Origin of the sequence: Chryseobacterium foetidum, from assembly GCF_025457425.1 — a bacterium.
In the GTDB taxonomy this organism is placed as follows: domain Bacteria; phylum Bacteroidota; class Bacteroidia; order Flavobacteriales; family Weeksellaceae; genus Chryseobacterium; species Chryseobacterium foetidum.
The window spans coordinates 1,354,763-1,369,484 of the sequence record NZ_JAMXIA010000001.1; the positions used below are offsets into that span (position 1 = coordinate 1,354,763).

Sequence of the window (14,722 nt, forward strand, 5' to 3'; positions counted from 1 at the left end):
CAGCACAAAATGAAACTACAGTCATACGAAAAAATATACCACATCAACAGAAAATCACGGGTTAAAAGATGGTTTTTATTTATTCTCATTGCCGGAATCATCACACTTTTTCTACCGTGGACGCAGAATATCAAGGTCAAAGGAAATGTTTCCTCACTCTATCAATCTCAAAGACCTCAGCAACTGAACTCTCCCATCCCTGGAAGAATCATCAAATGGAATGTGAAAAACGGTGATTATGTAAAAAAAGGTGACACGCTTCTTCAACTTTCCGAGATCAAGGAAGATTACATGGATCCGCTTTTAGTACAGAGAACCGAACAGCAGGTGGATGCCAAAAAAGGCGTGCGGGACTATTACGAAGCCAAAGTGGGAACGGCAAAAAACCAATTGGAAGCTTTGAATGCGTCGAGGGATTTAAAATTAAATCAGGTTAAAATTAAAATCATCCAGCTCAACAGCAAATTGGTGGGCGAACAGGCAGAACTGGAGGCAGCCAAAAACGAGCTCAAACTTTCGGAAGACCAGTTTGAAAGACAGAAAAGAATGTACGATGAAGGTTTGGTTTCGCTTACGCAGTTTCAGCAGAGAAGTATCTCATACCAGAATTCGATTGCCAAAAAAACAGCCTCCGAAAATAAAGTTGCCCAGACTCAGCAGGAAATTCTCAATACTCAGATTGAGCAAAATGCTGTTACACAGGATTACAATGAGAAATTAAGCAAAATTGAGGGCGAACGGTTTTCAAGTATGGGACAGATTGAAGGGAGCGACGGTGATATTGCCAAACTTCAGAATCAGGTTGCGAATTATAAGGCAAGACAGGGATTGTATTTCATTCTCGCCTCTCAGGACGGGCAGATTGTTCAGCTCAACAAAGCCGGAATTGGTGAAGTCTTGAAAGACGGTGAAAATATCGGAACTGTAGTTCCAACAACGGTAGATTACGCTGTGGAAATTTACATCAAACCGGTTGATTTGCCTTTGATCAAAGAGGGACAGCGTGTGATGAGTATTTTTGATGGTTTCCCCGCGATTGTTTTCTCAGGCTGGCCTGATTCCAGCTACGGAACTTTCGCAGGAAAAGTGGTTGCCGTGGAAAGTAATATCAGCGCAAACGGAATGTTTAAAGCTTTAATTGTAGAAGATAAAAACGAAAAAAGATGGCCACCAAAAATCAAAATGGGAACGGGAGTTCAGGGCATTGCAATTTTAAATGACGTCCCAATCTGGTATGAATTATGGCGAAACATCAATGGTTTCCCGCCGGATTATTATGAAGTTACGAATGCAAAATCAGCTAAAGATGAAAAGACAAAATAAATTTTTTCTTCTGTTTTTTCTGTTGCTGTTCAGCTTAAATTCTGCTCAGGATTCGTTGAAAATTTCCGCTTCTGAATTTATCAATGTTGTTAAAAACTATCATCCTTTAGCTTTAAAATATCAACTGCAAAACAGATTGGCAGAACAGGAAATCAGAAGGGCACGGGGAAATTTTGACCCCGTTCTTGCAGGAAAATTGGGCGAGAAAAATATTGACGGAACGCAGTATTATCAACAGAAAAATATTGAACTCGGAATTCCTACATGGTACGGAATCGATCTCCACGGAAGTTACAATCATATCGACGGACAGAAACTGAACAACAGCGATACCCGAGGCGGACTCTACCAGTTCGGAATCACGGTTCCTTTGGCGAAAAATCTGTTGTATGACCAAAGAAGAGCAATGCTCGATCAGGCAAAGTTCGGATTGAGAATGACCGAAGCTGAGCAGGCAGTTTTAACCAATGATTTATTGCTCGAAGCCGAAAATACCTATTGGGAATGGGTTCAAAACTATGAAATTTACAAGCTTAAATCTGAGATTGTTGAAATCAATAAAGACCGACTTGAATTCACAAAAAAAACTTTTGAGTATGGAGAAAAACCTGCGATTGATACTATTGAAGCCCTTTCACAGCTCCAAAGTTTCGAACTTCAGCAACGGGATGCTTTTTTAAGTTTCGTAAAAAGTACACAACAGCTGCAACTCTATCTGTGGGAGGATAATCAGCAGTTTTACGAGTTGTCAGAGATGATTTATCCATCAGACAGACTTGCGGATAATCCTGCATATTCAGATTTTGAATTCCTCATCAACGAGGTTGATTCGAGACCGATTAATTCTCATTTATCTGTGTTGTATTACGATCAGAAGCAGAATATTCTGGAGAGCGAAAGGCGTTTAAAATGGCAAAGTTTCCTCCCCAAACTTGATTTTACCTACAATTTTTTCAATAAGGAAAATTACAGTCCGGATTATCTACCGCTTTTCGATAATAATTTTCAGTATGGTTTAAAACTTGAAATTCCTGTTTTTCAGCGGCAGGCAAGAGCAAATTATCAGATGGCGAAGATTAAACTGAATCAAAACCAAATCGACACCAATCTGAAAATAAGGGAACTCGACGTAAAAATTGAAACTTACAAAAACGAAATTCAGAATTATCACACTCAGATTGATTTGTCGAGAGAAAATCTTCAGAATTACAGAAGACTTTTGAGTGCTGAAGAAATGAGGTACAGCAACGGTGAAAGCTCGCTTTTCCTGATCAATTCAAGGGAAAATAAAGTGATTGAAGCTCAGGAGAAATTTATTTCGATCAGAACAAAATTCCTGAAAAGTTTTAATAAACTGAAGTGGATGAAAGAGAATTTCACACTTTAAAATTTTAATTTGAACCATTAAGTTTGGTAAGTTTTTAAGTTCGGTTAAGTTGAGCTTCGCTTTAAGCAGTCTGCTTAAAAATCTGTTTGATTTTCCTTGATCAATCTTACTTTTTTAATAATCTTAATGGTTTACATTTTAATCTCACGCAGATTTGGCAAATTGAGCAGATAGAAATCCGCATAATCACCTAATTCTGCGTGAGATTTTAAAAGCAAAAAGTTCAGGCAAAACCTGAACTTTTCTTATTGTATTAAAATGCGTTTACTCTTCAATTAATTTCTCAGACTGCGAACCGATAAAAGGAATTTTTGGAGCCAAAAAATACCCTGTTAAACTCGCAAAAAGTATCGGAACAAAATATGTAAAACCTGTTAAAGTTCCCAGAATAATAGTCGTGCTCATCGGCGTTCTCGTCACGCAGGCATTGATGGCAGCCATACAGCTCACAATCGCCAAAGTCGTGTCAACCGTTGGAAATAAATGATGAATAATCAATCCCAAAGTCGTACCCACAAAGAAAAGCGGAATAATAAAACCACCTCTCCATCCTGAAGTTACCGTGATGGCAATCGCTAAAATTTTAAATATTAAAATGATGATTAAAAAATTCAAAGTGTAGCTTCCATTGATGAGTTCATTCACTTCATGATGCCCGAAATATCTTGTTAATGGAAAATAAAATGCAATAATTCCCAATAAAATTCCACCTACCAAAGTTTTGATGTAAATCGGGAATTTTCTGTATTCAAAAGCTTTTTTGAAAAATTTAACGATGAAAATAAAAATCCAGCCGAAAAGTGTTCCTACAATTCCAAAAAGAGAAGCGTAAAGGAAATCGTAAACACCGGTGTAACGATAAGCTTTCAAATCCCACGTCGCTCCGATGCCCAAGTGAATAATCAAAGCAAACATCAGATAACTGAAGCAACTCGCCACCAAAGCCGGAATTATCGCTTTGTAATATTCTACAGCGTGTTTGTGATGAAGAATTTCGAGAGAGAATAAACTTCCGCCAAGCGGAGCACCGAAAAGTGCGGTAAAACCTGAAGCCATTCCGGCGATACTCAAGGAACGCAATTCTTCGCCTTTCAGCCTGAATAGTTTTCCTAAATATGTTCCTGTAGAACCCGTTACTTGTACCAAAGGTGCTTCAGGACCTAAGCTTCCTCCGGATGCCACGCAAAAAAGCGATGACAGAATCATAGAAGGATTATTTTTAGGTTCCAGTTTTCCTTTATTGAATCTGATGTTGTTGACGATCAAATGGATTTCTCCTGGATCGCCAATAAAATGAATGACCAAACCCGCCAGAAGTCCGGCAATTGCCATGGTTGGAATAACCATCCACCCGTGAAACTGATGTAAAAATTCTGTGAAATGTTCTAAGACAATCCAGTATAATCCGGCGATAATTCCGCCGACCAAACCAGTGATTGCCCACATAAAAAAAGTACGGCTGAATACGAAAGGATTGAACCTGATGGGTTGATCCAAAAGATTGAAAGTTCGTATCAAGCGGCGTCTTCTGTTGATTTTCATTTTAATTTAGTTTAAAATTACAATCATCATTTGTTGAGAGAGTGTTTTATTTTTGAAGGAAAAGGAATTTCGCCAAACATAAGAATGCTTCGACAGGCTCAGCATGACAACTTTAGTATTAATCGTTATTATTGACGTGTCAGTCTGAGCCTGTCGAAGACTTTTTGTATTTATATTTTATTCTTCACAAAGTAAAAAATCAGCATCATCCAGCTTAGAATCATAAACAATCCTCCAAGTGGTGTGATTGGTCCTAAAAATTTTAGATTTAAACCAAAATGATCCTGTAAGCTCAGACCGTAAATACTGAAAGAGAACAACATTGTTCCTACAATCATTAGGATAGAAATCCATTTTTGAGATGAAGTGTCAAATTTTAAAATATAGCCTGCGATCAATAAAAAGAAGGCGGCATACATTTGATATCTTACGCCTGTCTCAAAACTTTCCAGTCTTTCCACAGATAAAATTTTCTTTAAAGCGTGTGCTCCAAAGGCGCCTAAAATAACGGATAACATTCCGAAGGCGGCTCCGAATACGAGGGTAATTGTTTTCATTTTATATTATAAATTATTTTTAGCCGCTTTAGTCAAGTCCGATCATTACAAGTGGCATCGTGTACATTTCTTTTACTGCTTTACCGTTGGATTCCCTCGGTTTAAACACATCTGCAACCGAATAAAAAGTCAGAAGAACTAAAAGTTTTATTTCTTCATCATCCGTTCCCGTAATTTTAGCCTTTTTTGTCTGACCGTCAGTATCTAAAACAAATGTTAATTTAAGTTTTAAAGTGCTCTCTAAATTTTCAAAAAGTGAATGACCGACTAACCTATCTGATAATTTTCCACGAATGACATCTTGAGAAAAAGCCTCCGGAACCGATAGCATTGTATTTTTTGGTGGTGTATATGCCTTAATATTCTCCTTCTCAACTTTTGCCAGCAGAAGTTTCAATTTTTCGATTCTTATCGGTCTACCTTCATCCAGGCATTCAAGATAAGATTTTTGCAGAGCATCAAACTCCTTTGAATATTCTTCTCGATCCTTCTCTGAAATCTTTTTGTCTGGTGATTTTGAAACTATCACTTCGTACTTTGCAACAAGCAATCTGATGTCTCTACCACATTCAGTTTCTAAGTCCGAATAAATCTTATTAAGTTTTTCCTGTAAAGTAAATCTGGTATTTTGCGCAAATGAAATGGCAAAACTAAAAAAGGCAAAACCAATAAAATATTTTTTGAAATTCATATTTAATTTATTTACTTCTCAATTTCTCCAACTCCGCAATCACCTCATGATGACTCACCGTTTTATCTTTAAAATAAGTCACAAAATGTTGCTTTTCTGCCTCCGTAGCTCCAAATTGATTTAAAATATTAAACAGATGCATTTTCATGTGACCTTTCTGAATTCCTGTGGTTACCAAAGATCTCAAAGCTCCAAAATTCTGAGCCAATCCTGAAACTGCCAAAATACTCATCAGTTCCTGAGCTGAAGGTTTTCCTAAAAGAGCCAAAGAGAATTTTACCAAAGGATGAAGATTCGTTAAACCTCCCACAACACCTACAGAAATTGGAAGATCAATCCAGAATCTGAAAATTCCGTTGTCGATGGTGCAATGGGTTAATGAAGAATATTTTCCGTTTCTCGCTGCGTAGGCGTGTGCACAGGCTTCAGTGGCTCTGAAATCATTTCCGGTAGCGATCACAACGGCATCTACCCCATTCATAATTCCTTTATTGTGGGTTGTCGCACGGAAAGGTTCAATTTCAGCAATCGTAACGGCCTGTTTGAATTTTCTTGCAAATTCTTCGTTTGAAATTCCGCTGTCGTCTTTAAGCTCTTCAATTTTACATGAAACTTCTGCTCTCACGATACAGTCCGGAGTGAAATTGGAAAGAATATTCATCACCACCTGCAGAGAATTCTTTTCTTCCTGAGAAAAATCCTCGCTTACGGCAATTTCCTGTTTCAAAGTTTTACCAAACTGCTCCAGACAGGAATTGATAAAATTCGCTCCCATAGAATCCACTGTATCGAAACTCGCTTTCAGCTGATAATAATTCGGCATTTCCGCAGTCTTGTCGATGAGTTTTATATCTAAAATTCCACCGCCACGATTTCTCATGTTTGCTGTGATACTTTCTGTTGCCTCAAACAATTTTTTCTTTAAATTAAAATTAAAAAAATGCTGAAGCTTATGAGATTCTACATCAATGATAAAATGAGTATGACCCAATTTTTCGGTGTTGATGATGGTCGTTTTAAAACCTCCTTTATCAATCCAGAATTTTGCTGCTTTGGAAGCTGCTGCAACTACCGAACTTTCTTCCACAGCCATCGGAAGGGCAAATAATTTTCCGTCGATCAGGAAATTTGGGGCAATTCCGTAAGGCATATAGAAATTGGAAATTGTGTTTTCAGAAAACTCGTCGTGAAGTTTCTGAAGATCTGCATTTTCGTTCCAGTATTGATTGAGTATATTTTGATAATCGGTATTTCCTTCAAGATATTCGCTAACGAGCCAATCGATTTTCCCTTGTTTTGTCAATTTAGAAAAACCTTCAACGGGTTTATGATTCATAATGTAATTTTTCGATTCTTAAATAGGATAATCGTTGCTTTACGATTTCACGCATAAATTAATGACCGTAAATATAGTAAATTTGTTAGTCTAAAATGTGGATAAGTTGGCTTAAATAACACTGACATTTCTCAATTTTGGACTTACTTTTGGAATACTGAAAAGACTTAACAACAAATGAAAAATTTGGCAGATTAGATTAGCACAAACTTTAATCGACACATAAGTTACAGAGAATTTTCCTTAGTTTGAAAATATTTGAGATCACTCGAGAGTTAAAAAGCAAAGATTTTTTTGAACTGGATTATCAGAGTTATTTCAAAAAAAATTTGAATTTGAATTAAACACATGTTGGAGTATGAATTTTGATCGTGTAAAAGAAAAACTTGAAATACTGGCTGATGCTGCGAAATATGATGTTTCGTGCTCGTCTAGCGGTGGTTCGAGGAAAAATAAGATCGGCGGCCTGGGCGACAGTTCTGCAAGCGGGATTTGTCATACCTATACTGAAGACGGGCGATGTGTTTCTTTGCTAAAAATTCTATTAACCAATCACTGTATTTACGATTGTGCCTACTGCGTTTCCCGTAGTTCGAACGATATCAAAAGAGCCGCTTTTACGGTAGAAGAAGTAGTTGATTTAACCATCAATTTTTACAGAAGAAATTATATTGAAGGCTTATTTTTAAGTTCAGGAATTTTCAAAAATGCCGATACGACGATGGAAAGATTGGTTCGTGTCGCAAAAAAACTTCGGTTGGAAGAAAATTTCAACGGATATATTCATTTAAAATCAATTCCTGGAGCAAGTGACATTCTGATGCAGGAAGCTGCTTTGTACGCCGACCGATTGTCTATTAACATTGAAATTCCGACTGAAAGTGGTTTAAAACTCCTGGCTCCGGAGAAAAACCGTGCTGACATGCTGAATCCGATGAAGTATATTCAAGGTGGAATTACTCAGTATAAAGAAGAGAAGAAAATTTTCAGAAAAGTTCCGAAGTTTGCTCCTGCAGGTCAGTCTACTCAGATGATTGTAGGTGCGACGAATGAAAATGATTTGCAAATTATTAAAGTCGCGGATCATTTTTATAAAAATTACAGTTTAAAAAGAGTGTATTATTCAGGGTACGTTCCCGTTTTGGAGGATAACAGATTGCCGGCTTTGACGACAGCAGTTCCGATGCTCAGAGAAAACCGTCTGTATCAATCGGATTGGCTGATGCGTTTTTATGGTTTTAAAGCTGATGAAATTTTAGATCCACACATGCCGTTTCTTGATTTGGAAGTTGACCCAAAATTGAGCTGGGCGTTGAGACATTTAGATCAATTCCCCGTTAATCTTCAGACTGCAGACTATCAAATGATCCTCAGAATTCCTGGAATTGGGGTTAAAACAGCAAAGAAAATCGTTTCAGCGAGACGTTTTCAGGTTTTGACGATTGAGAATTTACAGAAATTAGGAGCAGCAGTGAACCGTGCTAAATATTTTATAGACTTTAATGCAGGAAATGTTTTTCTGAGACATTTGACGGATTTAAATTTGAAAAAACTTTTAGTAAGCGGAAGCAGTTCTAAATTTCAGGATCAGTTTTCGCAGCAATTGACTTTGTTTTAATTATGAAAATTCAAAAAGCTTCGAACGACGAAGAGCAGAAAAATAGAGAAATTGACAAAGCTGTCGCCGGTTACTCTCAACATTTGATATCAAACTCCAAGTGGATTCGATTAATAAAAGGAATTGTGGAAAACGCTGATGACTTCAAGAAAATTCAATTCAAGAAAATTCAAAATAATAATATTGGACAATTATTCATCAATGAAGATAGTACTTTTGAATTTGATTATTGGCAGAACGGATTTGAAGGAAATAATTCTTTAAGTGGATGGCTTGAATACAGAGAAATTGAATATTTAGTTTTCGCAAAAATTGTCAGTTCTGAAAACGATATTCAAGATTTAAATCAAATAAAATCAATTATCGAAAAAATCGGACAGTTTGATATTGAAATCAATGACGTTGAATTAAAATTGATTTGTTATAAAATTTAAAATAACATGATTTTTTATCACGCATTATTTCTAAACACAGACATCGTCTTTGTTATCCTGAAAGAATCTTAATTTGCAAATAAAATCATTTTTCTAATACTATGCTTAGATGCTTTCAGCATGACAAACTGATGAAATAAACTTTAGATTATTACCATTTTCAAATTATCCCATTTCAAAATTTTCAAATTAAAATAATGACCACCCTCCTCTACGACGGTAGTTTCGACGGACTTTTCACAGCAATATTCGAGGTTTTTGAGTATAAGTTTCGTGATGTGGAAATTGTAAGCAGGGAAAGATTTCATCAGGAAAATATTTTTGCAGAGATTCATGAAGTGATTACCCAGGAAGCAAAATCTGAAAGGGTTTTAAATAAACTGGAAGAAAATATTGGCAAATCTGGAATTCATGAATTGGTGAAAGTTTTTTTGTCGGAAGAGCTGGATTTGGAACAGATTATTTTATCTGCTGTGAGACAGTCGATTCAATATCCAAAGGAAAATATTCTGCAGAATTATGCAAATCAGGATATTCTGAGGATTGCTAAAATCTGCAAATCCGTAAGCCGTGAACGCCACAGGATGACAGCTTTTGTCCGTTTTGAAAAAATGCAGGATGAAGTATTTTTTGCTAAAATAGATCCGGATTTTAATGTTTTGCCATTAATCAGAAAACATTTTAAAAACAGATATCAGGATCAGAAATGGATGATCTATGATTTAAAACGCAATTACGGACTTCTGTATGATCTGGAAACCTGTGATTTCTTTTATCCTGATGAAAAAATAGATTTAAAAAAGTATCAGGAGAAGTTTCATGATGAAGAAAATCAGTATCAGAAGCTGTGGCAACGTTATTTTTTCAAAACTAATATTGTGGAAAGAAAAAATATAAAACTGCATCTTCAGCACGTTCCGAAGAGGTACTGGAAATATTTGACAGAGAAGAGATGAATTTTCCCGCAGATTTTCGCAGATTTATTCTACAGAGTGGATTATGCCGCAGATTTTCGCAGATCTTTTATTAAAATATTAAAAAAAATAATTCAGCTGCGAATAAATCAAATTTGCACAACCTTGTCAGTAATTTAAATCTCCACCATCTTTTTTTTTGTACCTGCCTGCACCAGTTGGCTCTTTTCACTTTAAACTTGGTTCTTCAAAAAAAGCAGGATACTAAAGGATGAAAAGTATTGTGAAGACACTGCCGTTATCTGAACTTGTTTTTGTAAATTTGTGTTTGAAATTTATTATTAAATGAAAGAAAGTGCTGTAAAAAAAATTGCAGTTTTAACCTCAGGAGGAGATTCTCCGGGGATGAACGCAGCATTAAGAGCGGTTGTAAGAACTGCCAATTATTATCATATTGAATGCTATGGAGTGAGAGAAGGCTACAATGGCCTTATCCACGATGATTTCCTGAAAATGGGTCCTCGTTCTGTAAAAAATATAATCAATCAGGGTGGAACTATTCTAAAATCTGCCCGTTCCAAAGAGTTTATGACCAAAGAAGGTCGCCAAAAAGCTTACGACAATTGTGTAAAACACGGAATTGAGGCTTTGGTGTGCATCGGCGGCGACGGAACTTTCACCGGGGCAAAAATCTTCAACGAAGAATTTGGTATAAGAACCATCGGCGTTCCGGGGACAATCGACAATGATATTTTTGGTACAGACAACACGATTGGCTATGATACAGCTTTAAATACCGCAATGGATGCCATCGATAAAATCCGAGATACGGCAACATCTCACAACAGGGTTTTCTTTGTTGAAGTGATGGGTCGCGATGCGGGTTTTATCGCCCTAAACAGCGGTCTTGCAACAGGAGCTTTGGATATTCTTATTCCTGAAAAGAAAGACAGCATGGAAGACCTGTTTGCCAACTTCAGAAAGGCCGAAAAAACAGGAAAAGCATCAAGCATTGTTGTAGTGGCAGAAGGTGAAGAACTGGCCAATATCTATGAGCTTTCAGAGCAAACCAAGAAAGAGTTTCCGGATTATGATATCCGTGTGGCAATTTTGGGGCACATTCAGAGAGGTGGTTCGCCAAGCTGTGCAGACAGAGTTTTAGCCAGCAGACTCGGTTTCGGTGCGGTCGTAGGTTTAATGGAAGGCCAAACCAATGTAATGGCGGGAATGCGTTCCAACGACATTGTGTATACTCCAATCGAGGAAGCTATTAAAAAACACAACGAGATCAATAAAGATCTTCTTTTAATATCAGAAATTTTAGCAATCTAATAAATTATATAATTAATAAATCAAAACAATTATGTCAACAATCAAAGTAGGTATTAACGGGTTTGGTAGAATCGGTCGTCTTGTTTTCAGAGCTATGACTGAAAGAGACAACGTAGAAGTAGTAGGAATCAATGACCTGATTAATGCAGAATACATGGCTTACATGCTGAAGTATGATTCTGTACACGGTATTTTCCCGGGAGAAGTTTCTGTAGACGGAAATGACCTTGTAGTAAACGGTAAAAAAATCAGAGTTACTGCAGAAAAAGACCCAAGCAACCTGAAATGGGACGAAATCGGAGCTGACTACGTAGTAGAATCAACCGGTTTGTTTTTAGATAAAGAAAGTGCTGCGAAACACCTTGCAGCTGGCGCTAAGAAAGTAATTCTTTCCGCTCCTTCAAAAGATGATACGCCAATGTTTGTAATGGGTGTAAACCACAACGAACTAACTGATGATGTGAAAATCTTATCAAATGCATCTTGTACTACAAACTGTTTGGCTCCTTTGGCAAAAGTAATTCACGATAACTTCGGAATTGTTGAAGGTTTAATGACTACTGTACACGCTACAACAGCTACTCAGAAAACGGTTGACGGTCCTTCAATGAAAGACTGGAGAGGTGGTAGAGCTGCATTAAACAACATTATCCCTTCTTCTACAGGTGCTGCAAAAGCAGTAGGAAAAGTAATCCCTTCTTTGAACGGAAAATTAACAGGTATGTCTTTCAGAGTACCAACAGTTGACGTTTCTGTAGTGGATTTAACAGTTAGACTCGAAAAAGGTGCTTCTTACGAAGAAATCTGTGCTGTGATTAAAGCTGCTTCTGAAGGTGAATTGAAAGGTATTCTTGGATACACTGAAGATGCTGTGGTTTCTCAGGATTTCATCGGAGACAAAAGAACTTCAATCTTCGACAAAGACGCTGGTATTTCACTTTCTCCAAACTTTGTAAAACTTGTTTCGTGGTATGACAACGAGATGGGTTATTCAAACAAATTGGTAGATATGTTGATCCACGCTTCAACTTTATCTAAATAATTTAGAATTTAGCTTAAAATATGAAACCTTCCCAATCAGGAAGGTTTTTTTAATGCACAAAAAAACCACTTATCTTTCTGAAAGTGGCTGCTTTAGAGGGTTTCTTTAATTCTTTTTTTCATCACCGGTGCTTTTACCTTCCTGCTTTTAAAGTTTCAGGGGACGCAGTGAAACTTTAAAATTAACTCCAGTTTCGAAGCAGAGTTTTCATGATTATTGTTTCTACAAAAATTGCAAATTATTTAACATAAAAAAATAGCCCTTTTGGGGTATTTTTAACAAAATTTTAAGTATTTTCGTTTCAAATCTAAAGAATGGGAAATCCGGAGGATAAACATTTACTGTCAAAAATATGGGGAAACTTCGCAGGAGAAGACAGATCACGTGCTCTCACCACACCCTCCATCGAGAAGATTATCGGCGAAATGTTTTCCATCGGAAACTTTTATTATTACGTAATAAATCTCGCAGATTCCAGCATTTCGCATCACCATAAAAACATTCTTAAGATTCACGGTCTTCCAGAATACCCTTCACAACTCAACGAAATTTTCAATCTGATTCATCCTGATGATATTCCTTTTGTTGTAAAAGCTGAAAATATTGTCGTCGAAAAAATAAAGCAGATTGGCGTTGAGCATCAGCTTTTACTGAAACCAAGTTATTGTTTCAGGATGAAAACCAAAAAAGGAAAATACGAACTTTTCCATCATCAGGCCATTCACACTTTGATGGACGAAAATAACCGTTTGTTTCAATCAATTAATATTCACACCAATATTCAGCACATCACACCTCAGAATCCTTACACCGTTTTACTTACAGGCATCTCACCAAGAAAGGATTTTCATCAGTTCACCGTGCAGCTAACTGATGACAGGAAAAGCTCTGATTCTCCCAATCTTACCAAAAGGGAAATAGAAATTTTAATTTTGATAGCCAAAGGATATTCCGGTAAAGAAATTTCTGACATGCTCATTCTCTCCGAACACACCATCAGAAGCCACCGCAAAAACATCCTCAAAAAAACCGACTCCCGAAATAGCAAAGAACTGATCAGGAAAGTGTTTGAATGGGGACTTGTTTGATGAGTAATGAGTGATGGGTAATATTAAAAATGATTGATGATTGATGATTGATGATTGATAAAAAAATATTTAATAAAAATTCTAAGTTAATCTCAATCCTAAATTTCGAATCCCGAATCTCGCGCCCCGATTCTCAAATCTCAAATCTCAAACCTCAAATCTCAAATCTCAAATCTCAAATCTCAAACCAACTGACAAATCTCACAGTGGCTTTCATTTAAAATTCCTTAACTTTATCCTTAATGGAAAAGCAGATTTTACAGCCGAGATTCAAAGATTCAAAACATTTCATAGATTTCTGGACGACTGGAAACGGGAAACAGCTGACTGATCTTTCCGGAGCTCAGCTGAATTTTAAAGATTTTGATAAGTTCTCAAAATTCTATTATCACGTTGATGAAATCGGTGACGAAGTGGTAAGAGAAGTTTACTTTAAAAAAAGTTATCCTGAAGCCTCAAGAGAAATTGAAAGTTACATCCGGAATGGTGTTTCGGAAAATGATGAAGTTCCTGAAAGCGTAAAAAAACTTTTCAGTCAGACCCAAACTATACCCGATTGGCTGGATTTACATTTAATAAAAAGTGGTGCCGAGCTTTGCATGAGAAGCAACCTCGACTCTTTAATTTCACTGAGAGATTATTGTCTTATTGGCGGTTACGATTACGCTTTCCTCAACAAACCTCTGATTGCCACCGAAGCCCTGAAAAAAGGCGCCGTAAAAAGACTTTCCGAAACACTGGATTTCTGGGTGAATGTTACCCGTTACGACGCTTTGGAAGTTCATAAAAAAGGTTATGAATTTGCCATAAAAACAAGATTAATTCACTCTTACGCCAGACTATCAATCCGGAAACATTATAAAAACTGGGATACAGAAAACTGGGGCGAACCCATCAATTCATGGGATATGATGGCGACCTACATTGGTTTCAGTCTGGTTTTTATGCACAGTCTTAAAAAATTAGGAAATACCATTTCTGAAGAGGAAGAAAAAGGTCATTTTCATCTTTGGAAATACGTCGGATATCTGTTGGGAATTCCGGTAGAGCTGCTTCCCGACAATAAAAAACAGGCAACGGAATATTTTTATCTGTGGACATCCATTCAGCCTTCTTCAGACAAAGATTCGGTTTTGCTGGCTCACTCTCTTTTAAATGAATCTTTAGAAAATCCTATTCTAAAATATAAATTTCAGAGAAAAAATCTGCGATACCTGCACATTTGCTGTACTTGGTATTTATTGGGTGAAGACGTTTGCAAAAGGCTCAGGATTCCGGAAGTTTCGTTAAGAAAAGGATTTCCGGTAACGAAAAAGATTCTCAACAAAATCTATGATTCTACGGTGAGCCGTGAAGCGAGAATTAAAAAAGGGAATAAAGATCAGATGAAAGTTTTACAGGATTATTTGAACATAACCCAGAATTCAAATTTTCACTAATTTTCTCAGGAGCTTAATC

The 14,722-nt window shown here is 36.8% G+C and carries 13 protein-coding genes; 9 read left to right on the top strand and 4 right to left on the bottom strand.

Annotation, left to right across the window (positions count from 1 at the left end; translation table 11 throughout):
* Positions 1–9: 9 nt before the first annotated feature.
* Together NG809_RS06415 and NG809_RS06420 are read left to right on the top strand one after the other, a co-directional pair.
* Complete coding sequence (locus NG809_RS06415; RefSeq protein ID WP_262149096.1) at positions 10–1,323, top strand: HlyD family secretion protein; 1,314 nt, start codon at positions 10–12, stop codon at positions 1,321–1,323.
* Complete coding sequence (locus NG809_RS06420; RefSeq protein ID WP_262149098.1) at positions 1,307–2,710, top strand: TolC family protein; 1,404 nt, start codon at positions 1,307–1,309, stop codon at positions 2,708–2,710. The genes NG809_RS06415 and NG809_RS06420 overlap by 17 nt, the downstream gene beginning before the upstream one ends.
* Before the next feature lie 264 nt (positions 2,711–2,974).
* Here the strand turns inward: NG809_RS06420 and NG809_RS06425 are convergent, their stop codons facing one another.
* The 4 genes from NG809_RS06425 to NG809_RS06440 form a co-directional block, all read right to left on the bottom strand.
* The gene (locus tag NG809_RS06425; protein ID WP_262149099.1) at positions 2,975–4,252 is read right to left on the bottom strand and encodes a chloride channel protein; all 1,278 of its coding nucleotides are present in this window, start codon (positions 4,250–4,252) and stop codon (positions 2,975–2,977) included.
* A gap of 170 nt (positions 4,253–4,422) precedes the next feature.
* Positions 4,423–4,809, bottom strand: a complete 387-nt coding sequence (locus tag NG809_RS06430; RefSeq protein WP_262149101.1) for a DUF423 domain-containing protein — start codon at positions 4,807–4,809, stop codon at positions 4,423–4,425.
* Between the two features lie 28 nt (positions 4,810–4,837).
* Positions 4,838–5,500, bottom strand: a complete 663-nt coding sequence (locus NG809_RS06435) for a hypothetical protein (protein WP_262149104.1) — start codon at positions 5,498–5,500, stop codon at positions 4,838–4,840.
* A gap of 7 nt (positions 5,501–5,507) precedes the next feature.
* Positions 5,508–6,836 (bottom strand): hydroxymethylglutaryl-CoA reductase, degradative, encoded by a 1,329-nt coding sequence (locus NG809_RS06440; protein ID WP_262149106.1) that lies wholly within the window; start codon positions 6,834–6,836, stop codon positions 5,508–5,510.
* Positions 6,837–7,194: 358 nt separating this feature from the next.
* Between NG809_RS06440 and NG809_RS06445 the strand changes: the two genes are divergently transcribed.
* The 7 genes from NG809_RS06445 (at position 7,195) to NG809_RS06475 (ending at position 14,703) form a co-directional block, all read left to right on the top strand.
* Positions 7,195–8,454 (top strand): putative DNA modification/repair radical SAM protein, encoded by a 1,260-nt coding sequence (locus NG809_RS06445; protein WP_262149108.1) that lies wholly within the window; start codon positions 7,195–7,197, stop codon positions 8,452–8,454.
* Positions 8,455–8,456: 2 nt separating this feature from the next.
* Positions 8,457–8,888 (top strand): hypothetical protein, encoded by a 432-nt coding sequence (locus NG809_RS06450; protein WP_262149109.1) that lies wholly within the window; start codon positions 8,457–8,459, stop codon positions 8,886–8,888.
* A 197-nt stretch (positions 8,889–9,085) separates the two neighbouring features.
* On the top strand, positions 9,086–9,844 hold the full coding sequence (locus NG809_RS06455) for a TIGR03915 family putative DNA repair protein (RefSeq protein ID WP_262149111.1): 759 nt from the start codon (positions 9,086–9,088) through the stop codon (positions 9,842–9,844).
* 303 nt (positions 9,845–10,147) lie between these two features.
* Positions 10,148–11,134 (top strand): 6-phosphofructokinase, encoded by a 987-nt coding sequence (gene pfkA, locus NG809_RS06460; RefSeq protein ID WP_262149112.1) that lies wholly within the window; start codon positions 10,148–10,150, stop codon positions 11,132–11,134.
* Positions 11,135–11,165: 31 nt separating this feature from the next.
* A complete protein-coding gene (gap, locus tag NG809_RS06465; protein WP_262149114.1) occupies positions 11,166–12,176 on the top strand; it encodes a type I glyceraldehyde-3-phosphate dehydrogenase in 1,011 nt (336 codons plus the stop codon).
* 314 nt (positions 12,177–12,490) lie between these two features.
* Entirely contained in the window at positions 12,491–13,264 is a 774-nt protein-coding gene (locus NG809_RS06470) for a response regulator transcription factor (RefSeq protein ID WP_262149116.1), read from the top strand.
* 242 nt (positions 13,265–13,506) lie between these two features.
* Positions 13,507–14,703 carry an oxygenase MpaB family protein gene (locus NG809_RS06475; RefSeq protein ID WP_262149118.1) on the top strand — a complete coding sequence of 399 codons (1,197 nt, stop codon included), beginning with the start codon at positions 13,507–13,509 and terminating at the stop codon, positions 14,701–14,703.
* Positions 14,704–14,722: the final 19 nt, after the last annotated feature.